Source organism: Sphingomonas sp. ATCC 31555, from assembly GCF_000282895.1.
Taxonomy (GTDB): domain Bacteria; phylum Pseudomonadota; class Alphaproteobacteria; order Sphingomonadales; family Sphingomonadaceae; genus Sphingomonas.
In genome coordinates, this window is the sequence record NZ_ALBQ01000044.1 from 52,927 (window position 1) to 69,079 (window position 16,153).

Annotated in this window: 18 protein-coding genes; 7 read left to right on the top strand and 11 right to left on the bottom strand. The window is 68.5% G+C overall.

What is annotated here, in order from left to right:
* Positions 1-2 precede the first annotated feature (2 nt).
* The gene (locus tag B215_RS0116380) at positions 3-1,616 is read left to right on the top strand and encodes a M20/M25/M40 family metallo-hydrolase (protein ID WP_019370728.1); all 1,614 of its coding nucleotides are present in this window, start codon (positions 3-5) and stop codon (positions 1,614-1,616) included.
* A 53-nt stretch (positions 1,617-1,669) separates the two neighbouring features.
* On the top strand, positions 1,670-2,443 hold the full coding sequence (locus tag B215_RS0116385; protein WP_050990209.1) for an epimerase: 774 nt from the start codon (positions 1,670-1,672) through the stop codon (positions 2,441-2,443).
* On the opposite strand, the gene B215_RS0116390 is transcribed toward B215_RS0116385, so the two are convergent.
* The 6 genes from B215_RS0116390 to B215_RS0116415 all read right to left on the bottom strand — a co-directional run bounded on the left by B215_RS0116390 (position 2,353) and on the right by B215_RS0116415 (position 7,665).
* Entirely contained in the window at positions 2,353-3,270 is a 918-nt protein-coding gene (locus B215_RS0116390; RefSeq protein ID WP_019370730.1) for a DMT family transporter, read from the bottom strand. The two genes, B215_RS0116385 and B215_RS0116390, sit on opposite strands and share 91 nt — an antisense overlap.
* Positions 3,267-4,268, bottom strand: coding sequence for a threonine aldolase family protein (locus tag B215_RS0116395; RefSeq protein WP_019370731.1), 1,002 nt, complete (start codon positions 4,266-4,268; stop codon positions 3,267-3,269). The genes B215_RS0116390 and B215_RS0116395 overlap by 4 nt, the downstream gene beginning before the upstream one ends.
* Positions 4,269-4,311: 43 nt before the next feature.
* On the bottom strand, positions 4,312-5,289 hold the full coding sequence (egtD, locus tag B215_RS0116400) for an L-histidine N(alpha)-methyltransferase (protein WP_019370732.1): 978 nt from the start codon (positions 5,287-5,289) through the stop codon (positions 4,312-4,314).
* A complete protein-coding gene (gene egtB / locus B215_RS0116405; RefSeq protein ID WP_050990207.1) occupies positions 5,289-6,566 on the bottom strand; it encodes an ergothioneine biosynthesis protein EgtB in 1,278 nt (425 codons plus the stop codon). Before egtB ends, egtD begins: the two co-directional genes overlap by 1 nt.
* Before the next feature lie 64 nt (positions 6,567-6,630).
* Positions 6,631-7,194 (bottom strand): cob(I)yrinic acid a,c-diamide adenosyltransferase, encoded by a 564-nt coding sequence (locus B215_RS0116410; RefSeq protein WP_019370734.1) that lies wholly within the window; start codon positions 7,192-7,194, stop codon positions 6,631-6,633.
* Between the two features lie 9 nt (positions 7,195-7,203).
* Positions 7,204-7,665 carry a hypothetical protein gene (locus B215_RS0116415; protein WP_152997693.1) on the bottom strand — a complete coding sequence of 154 codons (462 nt, stop codon included), beginning with the start codon at positions 7,663-7,665 and terminating at the stop codon, positions 7,204-7,206.
* A 161-nt stretch (positions 7,666-7,826) separates the two neighbouring features.
* Here B215_RS0116415 and ruvA point away from each other — a divergent pair, with 161 nt between their 5' ends.
* Entirely contained in the window at positions 7,827-8,423 is a 597-nt protein-coding gene (ruvA, locus tag B215_RS0116420) for a Holliday junction branch migration protein RuvA (RefSeq protein WP_019370736.1), read from the top strand.
* Between the two features lie 182 nt (positions 8,424-8,605).
* Here ruvA and B215_RS20325 read toward each other — a convergent pair whose 3' ends face one another.
* Positions 8,606-9,496 (bottom strand): 2-hydroxyacid dehydrogenase, encoded by an 891-nt coding sequence (locus B215_RS20325; RefSeq protein WP_019370737.1) that lies wholly within the window; start codon positions 9,494-9,496, stop codon positions 8,606-8,608.
* Positions 9,497-9,603: 107 nt separating this feature from the next.
* On the opposite strand from B215_RS20325, the gene B215_RS20330 reads away from it, so the two are divergent.
* Genes B215_RS20330 through ruvB form a run of 3 tightly spaced genes read left to right on the top strand, consistent with a single transcriptional unit; the run spans position 9,604 to position 11,497 of the window.
* On the top strand, positions 9,604-10,227 hold the full coding sequence (locus tag B215_RS20330; RefSeq protein WP_019370738.1) for a hypothetical protein: 624 nt from the start codon (positions 9,604-9,606) through the stop codon (positions 10,225-10,227).
* Positions 10,224-10,478: a hypothetical protein gene (locus B215_RS0116440; protein ID WP_019370739.1), complete on the top strand. Its 255-nt coding sequence runs from the start codon at positions 10,224-10,226 to the stop codon at positions 10,476-10,478. Before B215_RS20330 ends, B215_RS0116440 begins: the two co-directional genes overlap by 4 nt.
* A complete protein-coding gene (gene ruvB / locus B215_RS0116445; RefSeq protein WP_019370740.1) occupies positions 10,475-11,497 on the top strand; it encodes a Holliday junction branch migration DNA helicase RuvB in 1,023 nt (340 codons plus the stop codon). The genes B215_RS0116440 and ruvB overlap by 4 nt, the downstream gene beginning before the upstream one ends.
* A 44-nt stretch (positions 11,498-11,541) precedes the next feature.
* Here the strand turns inward: ruvB and thiL are convergent, their stop codons facing one another.
* From thiL to hisG, 4 genes are read right to left on the bottom strand one after another with little or no spacing between them, the layout of a single operon-like run.
* Complete coding sequence (gene thiL, locus B215_RS0116450) at positions 11,542-12,441, bottom strand: thiamine-phosphate kinase (RefSeq protein ID WP_019370741.1); 900 nt, start codon at positions 12,439-12,441, stop codon at positions 11,542-11,544.
* 28 nt (positions 12,442-12,469) lie between these two features.
* Positions 12,470-12,931: a transcription antitermination factor NusB gene (gene nusB, locus B215_RS0116455; protein ID WP_019370742.1), complete on the bottom strand. Its 462-nt coding sequence runs from the start codon at positions 12,929-12,931 to the stop codon at positions 12,470-12,472.
* 8 nt (positions 12,932-12,939) lie between these two features.
* Positions 12,940-14,226 carry a histidinol dehydrogenase gene (gene hisD, locus B215_RS0116460; protein WP_019370743.1) on the bottom strand — a complete coding sequence of 429 codons (1,287 nt, stop codon included), beginning with the start codon at positions 14,224-14,226 and terminating at the stop codon, positions 12,940-12,942.
* The gene (hisG, locus tag B215_RS0116465; protein WP_019370744.1) at positions 14,223-14,873 is read right to left on the bottom strand and encodes an ATP phosphoribosyltransferase; all 651 of its coding nucleotides are present in this window, start codon (positions 14,871-14,873) and stop codon (positions 14,223-14,225) included. Before hisG ends, hisD begins: the two co-directional genes overlap by 4 nt.
* A 61-nt stretch (positions 14,874-14,934) precedes the next feature.
* Between hisG and B215_RS0116470 the strand changes: the two genes are divergently transcribed.
* On the top strand, positions 14,935-16,014 hold the full coding sequence (locus B215_RS0116470) for a DUF2332 domain-containing protein (protein ID WP_019370745.1): 1,080 nt from the start codon (positions 14,935-14,937) through the stop codon (positions 16,012-16,014).
* The last annotated feature ends 139 nt before the right edge of the window (positions 16,015-16,153 follow it).

Sequence of the window (16,153 nt, forward strand, 5' to 3'; positions counted from 1 at the left end):
GCATGTTCCGGCCATTGCTTGCGCTGCTGCTGTTTGCCGCCGCCCCGGCGGTGGCGCGGCAGGCGGCGCTGACGCCGGAACAGGCGGCGCTGAAGGCGCATATCCAGTTCCTCGCTTCCGATCCTTTGCGCGGACGCGAGGCCGGAACCCGCGACTTCGAGGTAGCGGCCGAATATGTCGCCGCGCGGATGCTGGCCATGGGGCTGAAGCCAGGTGGGCCGAACGGCAGCTGGTTTCAGCCGGTGAAGCTGGCGACCTATCGCGCAGCGGAGCGGGCGACCTGGACGTTGCGGCGGGGCGGGCGCGAAGTGCCGTTCAGCTTCGGCAAAGACTTCGTAAACGAACCGGTGCCGTCCGCGCCCGATTTCAAGGCGGAGGGTGAGATCGTCTTCGCGGGCTATGGCATCGTCTATCCCGGCGCCGGGCGCGACGATTATGCGGGCCTGGACGTGCGGGGCAAGATCGTGGCGATCCTGGCGGGTACGCCCGCCGCCCTGCCGGCCGATGTGCGCGCGCATTTCGACGATGACGGGCAGAAGGCGCGGCTGGCGGCTACGCGCGGCGCCAAGGCGGTGCTGGTGTTGGAAACGGCAGCGCGGCGGCGCAACTTCAGCGTCGAGAGCATGGCGCCTTACTATGCCTATGCGCGCAGCGCCTGGGTGGGCCCCGACGGGGTGACGAACGGCCCCTCGCCACGCGCGCCGGTGGTAGGGCAGGTGAGCCAGGCGGGTGCCGCCAAGCTGTTCGACGGCGCCGCGATGCGTTGGGCGGAGGTGCAGGCGGCTGATGCTCGCGGCGGCAGGATGCCGACCGGCCCGCTCGCAGGCCATTTGTCGGTGGCAAGCAAGACGCGCATCTCCACGCGAGAAAGCCGCAACGTGGTGGGCGTGATCGAAGGCGGCGATCCGGCGCTGCGCGGGCAGTATCTGGTCCTCTCCGCTCACCTCGATCATGTCGGCATCGGCGAAGCGGTGCAGGGCGATACCATCTACAACGGCGCGATGGACAACGCCGCCGGCGTGGCGATGATCCTCGAAGTCGCGCGCGCGATTCAGGAAGGCAGCAAGCGGCCGCGGCGTTCGATCGTGGTGCTGGCGTTGACCGCCGAGGAGAAGGGTTTGATCGGTTCGGACTATTTCGTCCACCACCCGACGGTGCCGGCGGGTTCCGTGGTCGCGGCGGTGAATCTGGATATGCCGATCCTCACCTATCCGCTGGTCGACCTGGTCGTGCTCGGGGGCGAGCGTTCGAGCATCGGCCCTGCGGTGGCGGCGGCCGCCCGGGCCGAGGGGCTGGCAGTGGTGCCCGATCCGGCGCCGGAGGAAATGTTCTTCGTCCGATCGGATCACTACAGCTTCGTCAAGGCCGGCGTCCCGGCGGTGTCGATCGATACCGGGCCCGGCGGCACCGGTGCGGTAGCGGCGCGCGCGTTCCTCGATCGCAACTATCACGAGCCATCGGACCAGATCGACTTGCCGTTTGATTGGAAATCGGCGGCGACGTTCAAGCGCGTCGCACTGGGGACCACGCTCGCGCTGGCCAATGCAGCCGCGCGGCCGAGCTGGAACAAGGGCGACTTCTTCGGAACGACATTTGGCGGAGCGGAGGCGCCGTGAGCAGGGCCGTCCGCCTGCTCGTCTTCGGCCCGGGCTACAGCGCTTCGCGGCTGATGGCTGCGGTTGCGGCAGCCGGCGGCGACGCAACGGCCGTGACCCGCGCTACCTTCGGGGATCGGGAAAGCACCCGCGCACGGATCGCCACGGCAACTCACATCCTCTCGAGCATCCCGCCAGGCGAGGGCGATCCGGTGCTGGCGGCCTATGGCCGCGATCTGGCGGCGAGCGGGGCCTGGCTCGGCTATCTTTCCTCGACCGGCGTCTATGGCGACACCGGCGGGGGCTGGGTGGACGAGAGCGCGCCCTTGCGCGGGCGGCGCGGCACGCGGATGGATGCGGACCAGGCCTGGGCAGCGCTGCCGCGCGCCTGTGTGTTCCGATTGCCCGGCATCTATGGGCCCGAACGATCCGCACTGGAGCGGATGGCGGCGGGTGCGGTGCGGGTGAACTTTCCAGGCCAGGTATTCAGCCGGGTGCATGTCGACGATTTGGTTGCAGGGGTGATGGCGGCGTTCGATGGGCCGCCGGGCCTCTACAACCTTGCCGACGATCACCCTGCGCCGCAGAGCCATGTGCTTGCCTATGCCGCCGAACTGCTGGGGATCGATCCGGGGCCGGAACTGCCACCGGACGGGGTGGAACTAAGTGCCGCCTCGCGCGCCTTCTATGCCGAAAACCGGCGGGTGGCGAACGGCCGGGCGAAGCGGCTGCTCGGCTGGCGGCCGCGCTACCCCGACTACCGGTTAGGTCTGCGCGCCCTCAGGGCCAGTACCAGCCCGGCGAGCACCAGCACGCCGCCGCCCAGCGCCAGCAGCGACCAGCGATAGCCTTCGAACAGCGTTGACAGCAGCATCGCGATCACCGGGATCAGCACGCTGGTATAGGCTGCCTTGGCCGGGCCGATGGTGCGGATCAGCTGGAAATAGATGGTGAAGGTGAGCGAGGAGCCGATCACGCCGAGATAGAGGATGCCGAGCAAATAGGCCGGCCGCGTCTCGATCACCGGCGGACCGACCGTTGCGAGTGCGAAACCCGCATCGATAGCGGCGCCGATCAGCATCGCCCAGCCGAGCGTGGTCGCCATCGGATAGGCCTTCGCGGTGCCGGTCGCTTGCATCACGTTGGCGACGGAGGCGGAGAGCACGCCGGCAAGCGCGATGCCGATGCCGATCAGCGCTTCGTGCGGCCCAACCGGATTGAGGCGGGCTTCATGGACGAAGAGCAGCGCAACGCCCGCCATCGCCACGGCCGAGCCGAACAGCAGCTGCCGCCCCATCTTCTGGCCGAGGAAGAGGCGGGCGAGGATCGCGTTCGGCACCAGCAGCAACGCATAGACCACCGCCACCACGCCCGAGGTGACGTGTGCTTCGGCGCGATAGACGAAGTTGAAGTTGAGCACGAACTGAGCAAGCCCCAGGCATGCTGCGAAGGTGAGCCCGCGCGCATCGAGCCACAGCCGATCACGGCGCATCGCGGCCCAGACCAGCGTCGCGGCACCGGCGACGAGGAAGCGATAGCTAACCGACCAGCTGGGCGGCACCACCGCCAGCTGATCCTTGATGACGAGCCAGGTCGAGCCCCAGATCAGGGTGACCAGCAGGAACGGGATCAGGACCGTCAGCCGGGCGGAACGTGGGGTGTCGGCGCCGATCACAGCGCGGCGATCGCCTCGGCGAGCGGCCGGATGGCGTCCTCCGCCTGGTCCCAACTGGTAACGAGGCGGACCTCGCCCTCGGCCCAATCGTAGAAATCGAAGCCGAGCGCGCGCAAGGCTTCGGCTTCCGCCGGGTTCGCTTTCAGGAATACCTCGTTGGCCTGCACCGGGTGCACCAGCCGGTCGCCCGCCGCCTCGGCCAGCAGGCGTGCCCCGGCATTGGCGGCGCGGGCATTGGCGCGCCACAGGTCGTTCTCCAGCATCGCCAGCAGCTGCGCGGCAAGGTAGCGGCCCTTGGAGAAGAGCAGCCCGGCACGCTTGCGGCGGTAGAGCGTCACGTCGGCCAGCTCGGGGCGGAAGAACACCAGCGCCTCGGCGCTCATACCCCCGTTCTTGACGAAGCCGAAGCTCAGCGCGTCGACGCCGGCGCGCCAGGTGACGTCGCCGGGATGGCAGCCGAGATGCGCGACCGCGTTGGCGAAGCGCGCGCCGTCCATGTGCAAGCCAAGCTTCCTGGCCCGCGCCAGATCGCCGATCGCGGCTACCTCGTCGGGCGTGTAGACCAGGCCGTACTCGGTGGCGTTGGTGATCGAGATCGCGTGCGGCTGCACCTGGTGCACGTCGTTGCGGATCGGATCGACCACCGCATGGATGGCCTCGGGCGTCAGCTTGGCGCCGGGGCCGGTGGCGGTCAGCAGCTTGGCGCCGTGCGTGTAGAATTCGGGGGCGCCGCCCTCGTCGCAATTGATGTGCGCATCGCGGTGGCAGACGATGCCGCCATGCGGCGGGCAGAGAGCGGTCAGTGCGAGGCAGTTGGCCGCCGTGCCGGTGGGCACCCACAGCGCGCGGACCTGGGTGCCGAACAGATCGGAGAACGCGCCGTCGAGCCGCTGCGACCACGCATCGCCGTCATAGGCGGTGTCGAGCCTGTTCGCCTCGAGCAGCGCCTGGAGTACGGGCGGGCAGACGGCGGCGGCATTATCCGAAAAGAAGCGCATAGCCAGACCCTTGCGGCCTGGCGCGCGCCCGGTCAACGGCCTGTTACGGCGCCCGGCGCAGCGGCTGGGCTTCGCAGAGGATCAGCGCGAACCAGTCCTTGTCGTCGGTCCATTGCTCGATCGGGGTCCACCCGCCTGAACGGAGCAGCTGGCGGGCGCCGTTGGGGCCGTATTTGTGGCTGTTCTCGGTGTGGATCGTCTCGCCGGCTACCATGCTGAACGGGCGGCCGTCGACGGTGAAGTCGATATCGCGCTGTGCTTCAAGATGCATTTCGATGCGCGCGAAATCGGCGTTCCAGATCGCGCGGTGGCGGAAGGCGTCGACTGGGAGCGTGCCGTCCAGCTCGCGGTTGATCCGGGTCAGCAGATTGAGATTGAACGCGGCGGTCACGCCCGCCGCATCGTCATAGGCAGGGACGAGGATGTCGGGCGATTTCACCCGGTCCATGCCGATCAGCAGCCGTGCGCCTTCGCCCAGCCACTCGCGCATCGCGCGTAGCAGGTCGACCGCGTGCCAGGCGTTCATGTTGCCGATCGTCGAGCCGGGGAAGAAGCCGAGCTTCGGCATCTTCGCCACCTGCTCCGGCAGCGGCACGGGGCGGAGGAAATCCGCCTCGACCGGATAGACCGGCAGGCCCGGAAAGGCCTGGGACAGCTGTGCGGCGGAATGGCGCAGGAATTCGCCGGAGATGTCGATCGGCACATAGGCCGCCGGATCGATGGCGCGCAGCAATCGCGGCGTCTTCACCGACGAGCCCGAGCCGAACTCCACCACCGCCGCATTGGGGGCCGCGAGATCGGCCAGGTCCCCCGCGATCGATTCGAGCAGCGTCGTTTCGGTGCGCGTGGGGTAATATTCCGGGAGTTCGGTGATCTGTTCGAACAGCTCCGAACCGCGCCGATCGTAGAACCACCGGGCGGGAATCGCGCGCGGGCTGGCGGCGAGCCCGGTCAGTACGTCGGCACGGAAATGGGGATCGGCAAGGCTCGCCTGACCGTCTTCGAGTTCCTGCTTGAGCATCAGAGGTCCTTCGCCAGACGCACGCCGGTGAATTGCCAGCGCTGATGGGGGTAGAAGAAGTTGCGGTAGCTGGCGCGGACATGGCCGCGCGGGGTGGCGCAGCTGCCGCCGCGCAACACGAACTGTCCGCTCATGAACTTGCCGTTATATTCGCCGACGGCACCTTCGGCGGCGCGAAAGCCTGGATAGGGGCGATAGGCGCTGCCGGTCCATTCCCAGACATCGCCGAACCAGGCGGGGCCGAGCGCAGACGGGCGCGGCTCGACGGGGCCGGCGGCATCGAGCTGGTTGCCCGACAGCGGATCGGCACCCGCCGCTGCGGCTTCCCACTCGAATTCGGTCGGCAGGCGCGCACCGACCCAGCTGGCATAAGCGTCCGCCTCAAAGAAGCTGACATGGGTGACCGGCGCGGCGGGATCGATCGGGCGGCGGCCATCAAGGCCGAAGCGGGTCCAGACTCCGTCGATCTGCCGCCAGTAGAGGGGTGCTTCGATGCTGTTGGCCTGCACCCAGGCCCAGCCGTCCGACAGCCAGTGGCGCGGATCGGCATAACCGCCATCGGCAATGAAGGCGGCCCATTCGCCGTTGGTGACGGTGCGATCGGCCAGCGCGTGCGGCGTGAGCAGCGCCTGGTGGCGCGGGCCTTCGCAATCGAAGGCGAAACCGTCCGAACTTCCCGGAGGCGGCGCACCGGCACCGATCGTAACAAGTGCTTCGGAGCCCGCGATCCAGCCGATCGGCCCGGGCATCGCGACCGGCACCTTGGCCGCGCCGGGCCAGAGCGCAGGTTCGAGCGGGTTGACCGAGAAATGATGAAGGATGTCGGTGAGCAGCAGTTCCTGATGCTGCTGCTCATGCTGGCAGCCCAGTGCGATCAGTGCCAGCGCATCCGGAGAAAGCGTTGGAATAGCGTCATCGATCGCCGCGTCCACCGCCGCGCGATAGGCAAGCACCTCGTCCAACGTCGGGCGCGATAGCATGCCGCGCCGAGGCCGCGCATGGCGCTCTCCCTCGGCCTCGTAATAGCTGTTGAACAGGAACGGCCAGCGTTCGTCGAACAGGCGATAGCCGGGCACGCCATCGCGCAGCACGAAGGTTTCGAAGAACCAAGTCGTATGCGCGAGGTGCCATTTCGCGGGCGACGCATCGTCCATCGACTGGATCGTCGCATCGGCATCGGAGAGCGGCGCCGCCAAGGCCGCGCTGAGCGCCCGTACCGCCGAAAAGCGGCGGGCGAGCGCTTCGTGCGCCGCGACATTGGCTGGACTTGTTCTCACTTCGTTCTCCTACCGCAAGCTGGCCGGCACGGCAACCCACACGGTCGGATGCGATCGACGCCCGCTATTGGTTACGAGGCCCCCCGGGCACCCACAGAACGTCGTCGCGTCCGTTTTGGTTCATGACGCGTGCGGCCACGAACAAAAAATCTGAAAGTCTATTGAGATAGACAAGTGCGTTGTTGCTGAGTGTGCCCTGATCGTTGGCGGCGACCGCGGCGCGTTCGGCACGACGGGTGATCGCGCGGGCTAGGTGGATCGCGGCAGCGGCGGGGCTGCCGCCGGGCAGGACGAAACTGTTCAGCGGGGCAAGCGCTTCGTTGGCGGCATCGATCGACTCTTCAAGCCAGCGGATCTGATCGGCGGTGATGCGCAGCGCCCCTTCGCGATCGCCCGGCGTGGCGAGATCGGCGCCGAGGTCGAACAGATCGTTCTGGATGCGGGCGAGCACGGGATCGAGAGGATCGCCGGCGAGCAGCGTGCGCGCGACGCCGATCGCGCTGTTCGCTTCGTCGACATCGCCGATCGCCTCCAGCCGGGCGGACGCTTTGGAGACGCGCGAGCCGTCTGCCAGACCGGTGGTGCCGGCATCGCCGGTGCGGGTGTAGATCTTGTTGAGCTTAACCATGGCGCGGGGTTAGCCTGCCCATGCCGGCGATGGCCAATGGATTTTGGGGAAGGTAAACGGCCCGTCTTCGGGATCGACCGAACGCGGACGAACGGCGCGACGCGAGCGGGGGGCGCGGGGACGGGGAAGCCGGCGCAGGATCGCCCGGCGGAAATCGCGCAGGCGGACGACCGAGGCCATGGTGACGGTGACCAGCGCGGCATCGAGCAACGCGCCGATATCGAACATGGCCATCCAGCCGATCAGTTCCGGTCCGATCATGGCGAGCAGCACGCCGCCCTCTTCCTCCATTACCCAGAGGACGGTCGCGGCGAAAAGAGCGCCGAGGAGCAGCAACAGCAGATCCCCGCGCGTCCAGCGGGACAGCCACCGCGCGGGACCGACGACCAGCGCGTGGCGCAGCATCCGCCCGGCTCGCGTATCACCCGAAACCAGCAGTGCCAGCCACAACAGCAACAGGGCGTGGATCATTCGGTCCCCCTTCGTTTCGCCGCCGAATTGGGAGACGGCGTCGGCATTTACCAGAGCCGCATGCGATTTCTGCTTTTCCGAAAGCAATTGTTCTGTTTATGTACCGGTGTGACCGACGTGCTCCTGCCCGCCCGCCCCGCCGCCATATCGAGGCGCGCCCGATGATCGCGCATCTTCGCGGCACGCTGGCGGCGAGCGGCGCCGACCATGCGGTGATCGACGTGAACGGCGTCGGCTATCTGGTCGGGGCCTCGGCCAAGACGCTCGACAAGCTGGGCGCGGTGGGCGAACAGGTGACGATCCACACCGAGATGCTGGTGAGCGAAGATTCGATCCGGCTGATGGGGTTCGCCACCGCCGATGAGCGCGACTGGTTCAAGCTGCTGACCAGCGTGCAGGGGGTTGGCGCCAAGGTGGCGCTGGCGATCCTGTCGATTTTGGCACCTGCCGAATTGCGCACCGCCGTTGCCCGCGCCGATGCGGCAACGATCGCTCGGGCGAACGGCGTGGGACCAAAGCTGGCCCAGCGCATCGTCAACGAATTGAAGGACAAGGCCGGTGGGCTGGCGCTGGGCGGCACCGGCGCGACGGCGGCGCCCAGCGGCGGTGCAGCAGCGGATGCGGTGTCGGCGATGCTCAACCTGGGCTTCAAGCCGGGCGAGGCAAGCGCGGCGGTGAACGCCGCCAGCGACGAGTTGGGCCCGGCCGCGACCCTGGACGCGCTGGTGCGGCTGGCGCTGCGCAAGGCGGCGAAGTGAACTGTCCGCTGCAATTCCTCCCCGTGTCGGGGAGGGATGCCGCGCGGAATCGTCGCGTGGGGGAGGGACCGCGCCGAAGGCGGGGTATAACCGAATGCATGGACCTGCCGCGGCTGGCGCGGCGGCCCCTCTACCATTTGCTGCGCAACTGGTCCCCCTCCCCGTGCCGGGGAGAAGCTTTCTCACAAGAGCGGCGTGGGCAGATTCTGGCCGGCGAAATGGGCGTCGAGATTGGCGAGGACCAGCGCGGCCATGGCCGCGCGACCTTCCTGCGTGGCGCTGCCCTGATGCGGGGCAAGGACGACCTGGTCCAGCGCGCGCAGCGCTTCGGGCACCTGCGGCTCCCGGGCGAACACATCCAGCGCAGCGCCAGCAATGGTGCCCGCCTGCAACGCGGCGATCAGCGCCGGTTCGTCGACCAGGCTGCCGCGTGCGATGTTGATCAGCACGCCCTGTGCACCGAGCGCGGACAGGGTGGTCGCGTCGACGATCCTGTCGGTCTCCGCCCCTCCCGGCGCGGCGAGGATCAGCACGTCGCTCGCGTTCGCCAGCACTGCGATGTCGGGCAGGTAGCGCCACGGCACCGGCTTTTCGCTGCGGGCGGTGTAGAGGAGTTCGGCCGCGAAGGGAGCGGCGCGTTCGGCGATGGCGGTGCCGATCTTGCCCAGGCCGAAGATGCCGATGCGGCGGCCGCTGGCGCGCCTGCCGAGCTGCGCCTTCCAGCCGCCGCCGCGCACCAGCGCATCGTTGGCGGCAATGCGGCGCTGGACGGCGAGCATCAGCCCGATCGCCAGATCCGCGACGTCTTCGGTCAACACGTCGGGCGTGGTGGTGACGCGGATGCCGCGCGCCCGGAGGGCTGCGAGATCGAGCCCATCATGGCCGACGCCGTGGATCGCGACGATTTCCAGCGCCGGCAGCTGGGCGAGCAACGTGCCCCCCAGCCGCATCTGGCCGCCACCGACAATCGCGCGGGTGCCGGGCGGAGGATCGCCTTCGTGCACGGTGAAGCGGTCGGCAAGCTCCGCGCGCAGGGCAGCGGAAACGGGCGTAGCGAGGTAGAGGTCGACCATGGTGCGGTGATGCGCCGCGGTGGTCGGCTTTGCCAGCCCGGAGCGGCAGCACGCGACCGGCGAAAGGCAATGCGATGAACGCGATTGGGTCTGGCTTTGCAGCGCGCATGATCGAATCCATGCCCCCCGGGGTGACGGTGCCTGCACCGCTGGCTCGCTTCTTCGCCTGGCAGGAGGCGAACGGGCTGGTGCGCGCCTTCCGCTCGGGCGGGGAATATGCGCAGATCGATACCGCAAGCGAGGCGGGGTGCATGTATGCCGCGCCAATCGATCCGGGGTATGCCGAGGCCTGGCTGTCGGCGGCGCCGCAGGCCGAGCGCGACCGGCTGGCAGCCTTTTTCCGTACCGGCGGCGATGGTTCCTATGCCGCGCTGTGGCGCGACGATGCCGGCGCCCAGCACATCGTGCATCTGGGATCCGGTTCGGGATCGACGATGCTGGGAGTGCTGGCCAGCGATCCGGTCGATTTCCTGCGGCTGCTGGCGATCGGCTATGAGGAATTGTGCTGGCCCGAACAATATGACCAGACACCGCGCGAGCTCGACGCCGAAAACGAGTATCTGGATGGCCCGCCCTGGGATCGCGCTGCCGCGCTCCGGGCCTGGGTGGAAGCGGCGTTCGGCGTAGCGGTGCCGCCCCGGGCCGCCGACATGCTGGGCCGGATCGCCGATATGGGCGACCGCGACAGCACCGATGCGTTCCTGCGCTGGATACGACGGTGGCAGGCATGACGACGCCGGCGATCGTCCATCTGCGCGACGTGATCACCGACGATGCCGGGCAGGTGGAGCAGGATTACAACTATCTCGTCTACGACTTTGGCGGCGAAATGATCGCGCGGGCCTATCTCGATACGCCACACAAGGTATCGGTGCTACGGCAGGGGCCGGTGCCGGAGCCGGTGCTCGCCTATTTGCGCGCGCGCTTCGACAGCATCGACCAACTCGGCCCCCAAGGCTATGAAACCATCTGGAGCGCATGACAGACACCGATCGCCTTCTCACCGCCGGCCGCCGCAGCGAGGATGTCGACGCGGCGTTGCGCCCGAAGTCGCTTGACGAGTTCGTCGGCCAGAAGGCCGCGCGCGAGAATCTCCGAGTGTTCATCGATGCCGCCCGGGCGCGCGGCGACGCACTGGACCATGTGCTGTTCTTCGGCCCGCCGGGGCTGGGAAAGACGACGCTTGCCCAGATCATCGCGCGCGAGATGGGTGTCGGGTTCCGCTCCACTTCCGGCCCAGTGATCGTCAAGTCGGGCGATCTGGCGGCACTGCTCACCAATCTCGAAGACGGCGACGTGCTGTTCATCGATGAGATCCACCGCCTCAATCCGGCGGTGGAGGAGGTGCTGTATCCGGCGATGGAAGACCGCGCGCTCGATCTGATGATCGGCGAGGGTCCTTCCGCCCGCAGCGTGCGGATCGAACTGCCGCGCTTCACGCTGGTGGGGGCGACGACGCGGCAGGGACTGCTGACGACGCCGCTGCGCGATCGCTTCGGCATTCCGGTGCGGCTGCAATTCTATACGGTGGACGAGCTGGAGCGGGTGGTGACGCGCGCGGCGGGACTGCTGGGCCTGGGCATCGCGCCGGACGGGGCGCGGGAAGTGGCGCGGCGCTCGCGAGGGACACCGCGGATTGCCGGGCGGCTGCTGCGCCGGGTGCGCGATTTCGCCAATGTGCTGGGCGAGCCGGTGGTGCATGCCAAAGTGGCGGATGCAGCGCTCACCCGGCTGGAGGTAGACGCGCTGGGGCTGGATGCGATGGATCGGCGCTATCTGATGATGATCGCCGATGTCTATCGCGGCGGTCCGGTGGGCGTGGAGACGCTGGCCGCGGGGCTCAGCGAGCCGCGCGATACCGTCGAGGAAGTGATCGAGCCCTACCTGATCCAGCTCGGCCTGATCGCGCGGACGGCACGCGGGCGGTGCCTGAACGGGCCGGGCTGGAAGCATCTCGGGCTCAACCCGCCCGCAGGATCGCAGGACGGGCTGTTCGACTGAGGAAAAGCCGTATCCTCCCCCTGGCGGGGGAGGATACACTTCGTTTAAGCTCCGTGCTCGAAGCCCAGGCGCTCGGGAAGCAGGAGCGGCGTGCCGCCATCGTGGAGCGTCAGGCCTGCCCCCTCGCTGAACGCACCTAAGCACGTCGCCGCCACTGGCAGCGGTCCCGGCGGCGCCGCGAACAGCAGCTCGTAATCGTCGCCCGCGGTCGCAGCGGCGAGCCGCGCTTCGCGATCTCCGCCGCGGACGGCCTGGTAGTCCGCCGAAAGCGGCACGGCGGCGAGGTCGAGCGTCACCGCCAGCCCGCTGGCCTCGGCCATGCGGGCCGCGTCGATCAGCAGGCCGTCGGACACATCCATCATCGCATGGACGCCGGAGGCGAGCGCCTGCCCCTCGGCCAGCCGTGGGGTCGGGCGACGATAACGGTCGAGCAGCGTCGCCGGTCCTTCGCCCGACAGCGCGACCGCCAGCCCCGCGCCGCCATCGCCGATCGTACCGGTCACATAGAGCAGATCGCCCGCCTGCGCGCCGCTGCGGGCGGGGGCATGCGCCGAGCGCCCCAGCGCCGTCAGCGAGAGCGTGCGCGGAACGCCTGCAGGCGCCTTCACCGTATCGCCGCCGATCAGCGGGCAGGCGAAGGCCGCCAACGCCGCGTCCAGTCCTGCCAGAAACGACGAATCCCACGCGTCGTCACCCGCGAGCGGATAGCCGAGCAGCACGCCTTCCGGCACCGCGCCCTTGGCGGCGAGATCGGACAGGTTCACCGCCACCAGCTTCCAGGCGACGTCCTCCGCCGGATCGTCCGGCAGATAGTGGACGCCCTCCACCAGTACGTCATGGGTAAGGACGAGATCGCCGAGCACGGCCGCATCGTCGCGCAGCCCGCGCGCCCCGGCATGGAGCGGCAGGTGGCGCAGATAGGCGAGGAACGCCGCTTCGTTCATCCCGCCCGGCACGGGGCAGGGGCGCGCATCAACCGCGCGTGTCCTTGGCGATCGCGTCGAGGATGCCGTTCACGAACCCCTTTTCACGACGATCGTAGAAGGCATCCGTCACGTCGAGATATTCGCTGATCACCGCCGCGGTCGGCACGTCCTTGCGGGCGAGCAGCTCATAGGTGCCGGCGCGCAGGATTTGGCGCATCGGCTTGTCGAGCCGCTCCAGCGTCCAGCCGGTGCTCAGCTTGGCGGCGATGATGCCGTCAATCTCTTCGCGGCGAGCATCGGCGCCGCTGACGATGTCGTCGAAGAACGCGATGTCGGCATCGGCGTACTCAACGTCCTCGATGATCGCACCGAGCCGGTGCTGATGGAATTCGTGGAGCAGCGCGGGGATGGAGGTGCCCTCCATCTCGCGCTGGTAGAGCGCCTGGACGGCAGCGAGGCGCGCGGCGGCGCGGGCCTTGGAACGGGTTCTTGCTTGGGGACTTGCCATAATCTGGTTCACTTCAAACGGATCGCCACCGACTTTGCGTGCGCGGGCAGGCCTTCGGCCTCCGCCAGCGCGACGGCGGCCGGGCCGATCGCGGCGAGCCCGGACGCATCCAGGCTCAGGAAAGAGGTTCGCTTCATGAAATCGAGCACCGAAAGGCCCGATGCGAAGCGCGCGCGGCGCCCGGTGGGCAGTACATGGTTGGGGCCGGCAACATAATCGCCAACGGCTTCGGGTGTGTAGCGCCCAAGGAAAACCGAGCCGGCATGGCGCACCAGGTCGAACAGCGGCTCGGCATCGTCGCAGGCGAGCTCGAGATGCTCGGGGGCGAGGCGATCGACCAGCGGCATCGCCGTGGGCAGGTCGGGCACGAGGATGATCGCGCCGTTGGCGTCCCAGCTGGTTCGGGCGGTAGTGCCGGTGGCGAGCGTGGCAATCTGCGCATCGACGGCCGCGGCGACCTTGTCGGCGAAAGCGGCATCGTCGGTGAACAGGATCGACTGGCTGGTGGGATCGTGCTCGGCCTGGCTGAGCAGGTCGGCCGCGATCCACTCCGGATCGTTCTTCCCGTCCGCCACCACTACGATCTCGGACGGACCCGCCACCATGTCGATGCCGACTACACCGTAGAGCTGGCGCTTGGCCTCGGCCACCCAGGCGTTGCCCGGGCCGGTGACGACGTCGACCGGCGCGATCGTGTCCGTGCCATAGGCTAGCGCTGCGATCGCCTGCGCGCCGCCGACGCGGTACAGTTCGTCGACGCCGGCGACGTGGGCGGCGGCGAGGACCAGCGGGTTCACTTCGCCATTGGGCGTCGGCGTGACCATCACGAGGCGACGCACGCCCGCCGCCTTGGCGGGAATGGCGTTCATCAGCACCGAGCTCGGATAAGCCGCGCGGCCGCCGGGCACATAGACGCCCGCCGCATCGACCGGGGTCCAGCGCGCGCCGAGGCGTATGCCCTGCGCGTCGGTCTCGTCGCGATCCTCGGGGCGCTGCTTGGCGTGATAGACCGCGATCCGCTCGGCGGCGAGTTCCAGCGCAGCGCGCAGCTCGGGGGTGAGCCCTTCATAGGCGGCGAGGCAGTCGGCACGGTCGATCGTCCAGCCCGAGCGATCGAGGTCGTGCTTGTCGAACAGTCGGGTCAGGTCGCGCAGCGCGACATCGCCTTCGTCGCGGACGCGCTTGATGATGTGCGTGACGTTGCGCGCGACATCGTCGTCGGCCTCGCGGCGGGCGTTGACCAGCGCAGTGAACGCCTCCGCAAAGCCGGCTTCGGTGGAATTCAAGCGAATCATGCCACGGCCTTTCGGAAGCCGTCGACCAACGGCACGACTTCGCTCGCGCGCGTCTTAAACGCGGCGCGGTTGACGATCAGGCGGCTGGTCACCTCGGCGATCACTTCCACCTCCACCAGCCCGTTTTCCTTCAGCGTACGGCCCGAGGAGACGAGGTCGACGATGCGCGGGGCGAGACCCAGTACCGGCGCCAGCTCCATCGCGCCGTTGAGCTTCACGCACTCGGCCTGCACGCCGCGCGCCTCGAAATGGGCGCGGGTGATGTGCGGATATTTGGTCGCGACGCGGACATGGCTCCAGCCGCGCGGATCGTCCTGCTCGGCCAGCGCCACCGGCTCGGCGACCGAGATGCGGCAATGGCCGATGCCCAGGTCCACGGGGGCGTAGAGCTCCGAATAATGGAATTCGGCCAGCACATCCGACCCTACGATACCCAGATGCGCGGCGCCGTGCGCGACGAAGGTCGCGACGTCAAAGGCGCGCACCCGGATCAGGTCGATCGCAGGGTTATTGGTCGCAAAGCGCAGCGCGCGCGAGTTCTTATCGGAAAAGGCCGCTTCGGGCACGATGCCGACGGCCGCCAGCAACGGCAGCGCCTCTTCGAGAATCCGGCCTTTCGGCACGGCAAGGATCAACGGCTCGGTCATGGATGCGGGGGCTTTACTTGGGGCGCTGGCTGGGCGCAACACGCGCCAAAGGGAGAAGCCCATGGCAACCGAAGCCGAGAACCGCAAGAGTTTCGCCATCCAGGCCGGCTATTGCGAGGCGATGGACGCGCCGATCACCGCGCGCATCTGTACCGCGCTGGGGCAGGGAATCACGCGGGGCAGCGAAACCGGACGGCGGGTGCTCGATTGGCCAGGGGAGCCTGTCGCCGATGCGTTGGTGTTGCGGCTGGTGGGTGGGCTCCACGCGCTCCACCGGCGCGGCGTCCCCGAATTGCGCCGGGTGTTTACCGGCGAGGAGACCGACATCGCGCGGATCGGCGCAACGCTGGATTCGGTGCTTTCCGGCTATGACTTTACGCTGATGCCTTGGCTTTACGGGCCACCGCAGACCAACGAGGCGGGCCGATCTGCCGGGTTGATGACCGGCATCCTGCACTTGGCAGCGCGCTATGGCCCGCGGTTCGAGGTGCTGGAGATCGGATCGAGCGCGGGCCTGAACCTGATGATCGGGCGCTATCGATTCGACCTGGGCGGAGTAACGGCGGGCCCGGTGGACTCGCGGGTAACGATCCGGCCGGACTGGCGCGGACCGCCGCCGCCGGATGCGGCGGTAACCATTGTGAGCGCGCGCGGGGTGGACATCGCTCCGCTCGACCTGACCGACCCGCGCGATGCGGCGCGGCTGGAAGCCTATTGCTGGGTGGATGCGGTGGAGCGCCAGGCGCGGCTGGCTGCCACGATCACGATGCTGCAGGCGGAGCCGGTGGCGCTGTCGCGCGGCGACGCGGCCGATTGGGTGGAAGCGCGGCTGGCCGAACCGCAGCCGGAGGGCGTGACGCGGGTGCTGATGCATTCGGTGGTATGGCAATATCTGCCCGAGCCCACGCAGCGACGCATCACTGCGGCGATGGAGACGGCGGGCGCCGCCGCGAGTCAGGAGCGGCCGATCGGCTGGGTGATGATGGAACCCAATCGCGATCTTGCCCGGCATGAAGTGCGCGTGCGCGGCTGGCCGGGCACAACGCCGATGGAAATGGTGGCGCTGACCCATGCGCACGGCGCCTGGGTGGAGGGGTGTACGCCCCCGTTCGAAACCCGCGCCTATCGGATGCGCGACTAGCTCGACGACAGCACCGGCATGGCAGAGGGGCGGCCGCGTTGCCGCCCAGCGGCTGCGTGCGCCCGCTGCTAACCGGCTGAACTGAAAGCGGTTTCAAGTTTTTGATTTATTTTTCCGTCACCGTTATTGACAGCTTTTT

Bases quoted from the DNA above. Each gene is read 5' to 3' on its own strand.
- B215_RS0116380 (WP_019370728.1), top strand. From the start codon at position 3: ATGTTCCGGCCATTGCTTGCGCTGCTGCTGTTTGCCGCCGCCCCGGCG.
- B215_RS0116385 (WP_050990209.1), top strand. From the start codon at position 1,670: ATGGCTGCGGTTGCGGCAGCCGGCGGCGACGCAACGGCCGTGACCCGC.
- B215_RS0116395 (WP_019370731.1), bottom strand. From the start codon at position 4,268: ATGCGCTTCTTTTCGGATAATGCCGCCGCCGTCTGCCCGCCCGTACTC.
- egtD (WP_019370732.1), bottom strand. From the start codon at position 5,289: ATGCTCAAGCAGGAACTCGAAGACGGTCAGGCGAGCCTTGCCGATCCC.
- B215_RS0116410 (WP_019370734.1), bottom strand. From the start codon at position 7,194: ATGGTTAAGCTCAACAAGATCTACACCCGCACCGGCGATGCCGGCACC.
- B215_RS0116415 (WP_152997693.1), bottom strand. From the start codon at position 7,665: ATGATCCACGCCCTGTTGCTGTTGTGGCTGGCACTGCTGGTTTCGGGT.
- ruvA (WP_019370736.1), top strand. From the start codon at position 7,827: ATGATCGCGCATCTTCGCGGCACGCTGGCGGCGAGCGGCGCCGACCAT.
- B215_RS20325 (WP_019370737.1), bottom strand. From the start codon at position 9,496: ATGGTCGACCTCTACCTCGCTACGCCCGTTTCCGCTGCCCTGCGCGCG.
- B215_RS20330 (WP_019370738.1), top strand. From the start codon at position 9,604: ATGATCGAATCCATGCCCCCCGGGGTGACGGTGCCTGCACCGCTGGCT.
- B215_RS0116440 (WP_019370739.1), top strand. From the start codon at position 10,224: ATGACGACGCCGGCGATCGTCCATCTGCGCGACGTGATCACCGACGAT.
- ruvB (WP_019370740.1), top strand. From the start codon at position 10,475: ATGACAGACACCGATCGCCTTCTCACCGCCGGCCGCCGCAGCGAGGAT.
- thiL (WP_019370741.1), bottom strand. From the start codon at position 12,441: ATGAACGAAGCGGCGTTCCTCGCCTATCTGCGCCACCTGCCGCTCCAT.
- nusB (WP_019370742.1), bottom strand. From the start codon at position 12,931: ATGGCAAGTCCCCAAGCAAGAACCCGTTCCAAGGCCCGCGCCGCCGCG.
- hisD (WP_019370743.1), bottom strand. From the start codon at position 14,226: ATGATTCGCTTGAATTCCACCGAAGCCGGCTTTGCGGAGGCGTTCACT.
- hisG (WP_019370744.1), bottom strand. From the start codon at position 14,873: ATGACCGAGCCGTTGATCCTTGCCGTGCCGAAAGGCCGGATTCTCGAA.
- B215_RS0116470 (WP_019370745.1), top strand. From the start codon at position 14,935: ATGGCAACCGAAGCCGAGAACCGCAAGAGTTTCGCCATCCAGGCCGGC.